Source organism: Chitinophaga sp. RAB17 (assembly GCF_052114225.1).
Taxonomy (GTDB): domain Bacteria; phylum Bacteroidota; class Bacteroidia; order Chitinophagales; family Chitinophagaceae; genus Chitinophaga.
This window is the reverse complement of record NZ_JBFREI010000038.1, coordinates 1-1,030: the sequence shown is the minus strand read 5'-3', so window position 1 is coordinate 1,030 and position 1,030 is coordinate 1. Positions and strand designations below refer to the sequence as shown.

Below are 1,030 nucleotides of genomic sequence, written 5' to 3'. Positions count from 1 at the left end.
GCCTAACCGTAACATATACTGTTACTTCCGGTCCAGCGACTATCACGGGTAATACCCTCACCATCACCGGTATTGGCAGTATAACGGTAACGGCTACACAGACTGGCAATGGTAACTATACCGCTGCAACACCTGCCAGCAGCACTTTCCAGGTGGCTCCGGCTATCCTGATAGTAAAAGCTGATGATATGTCAAAAGCATACGGCGCCAATAACCCAATCTTTACTTCCACTATCACTGGTTTCGTGAACAGCGAAAATGCCAGTGTAATAACTGGCGTTCCTGCACTAACGACTATTGCCGATAACAGCAGTGTACCGGGTACTTACCCGATCACCGTGGCTACAACAGCAATGAGTGCAGCAAATTATATCTTCACCACTACCGATGGAACGTTAACAGTAGGAAAGGCGGTACAAACGATCAGCTTCCCGGCTATCTCCGGTAAAACATACGGCGATGCACCGGTTACGCTCAACGCCAGCAGCGATGCAGGTTTACCGGTAACATATACTGTTACCTCCGGTCCGGCTACTATTAATGGTAACACCCTCACCATCACTGGTGCAGGCAGTGTAACGGTAACGGCTACACAGGCTGGCAATGGTAACTATACCGCTGCAACACCTGCCAGCAACACCTTCCAGGTAGCTCCGGCTACACTCACCGTGAAAGCCAATGACGCACAACGGGTATATGGCGCCAATAATCCGGCGTTCACTTATAACGTTACAGGTTTTGCAAACAGCGAAAACGCCAGTGTAATAACAGGAAATCCTGCACTCAGCAGCATCGCTGATAACAGCAGTGCTCCGGGTACTTATCCGATTACCGTATCCACAACGGGTATGACAGCGGCTAATTATATCTTCACCACTACCAACGGTACTTTAACAGTTGACCAGGCGGCTCAAACAATCAGCTTCCCAGCCATCTCCGGTAAAACTTATGGTGATGCACCGGTTACGCTCAACGCCAGCAGCAATGCAGGCTTACCGGTAACATATACTGTTACTTCCGGTCCGGCGAC

At 49.8% G+C, this 1,030-nt stretch carries 1 protein-coding gene; it reads left to right on the top strand.

Annotated features, from left to right (window positions below; all coding sequences use genetic code 11):
• The coding region (locus AB4Z08_RS35745; RefSeq protein WP_441578563.1) for an MBG domain-containing protein at positions 1-1,030 on the top strand (1,030 nt) is incomplete at both ends.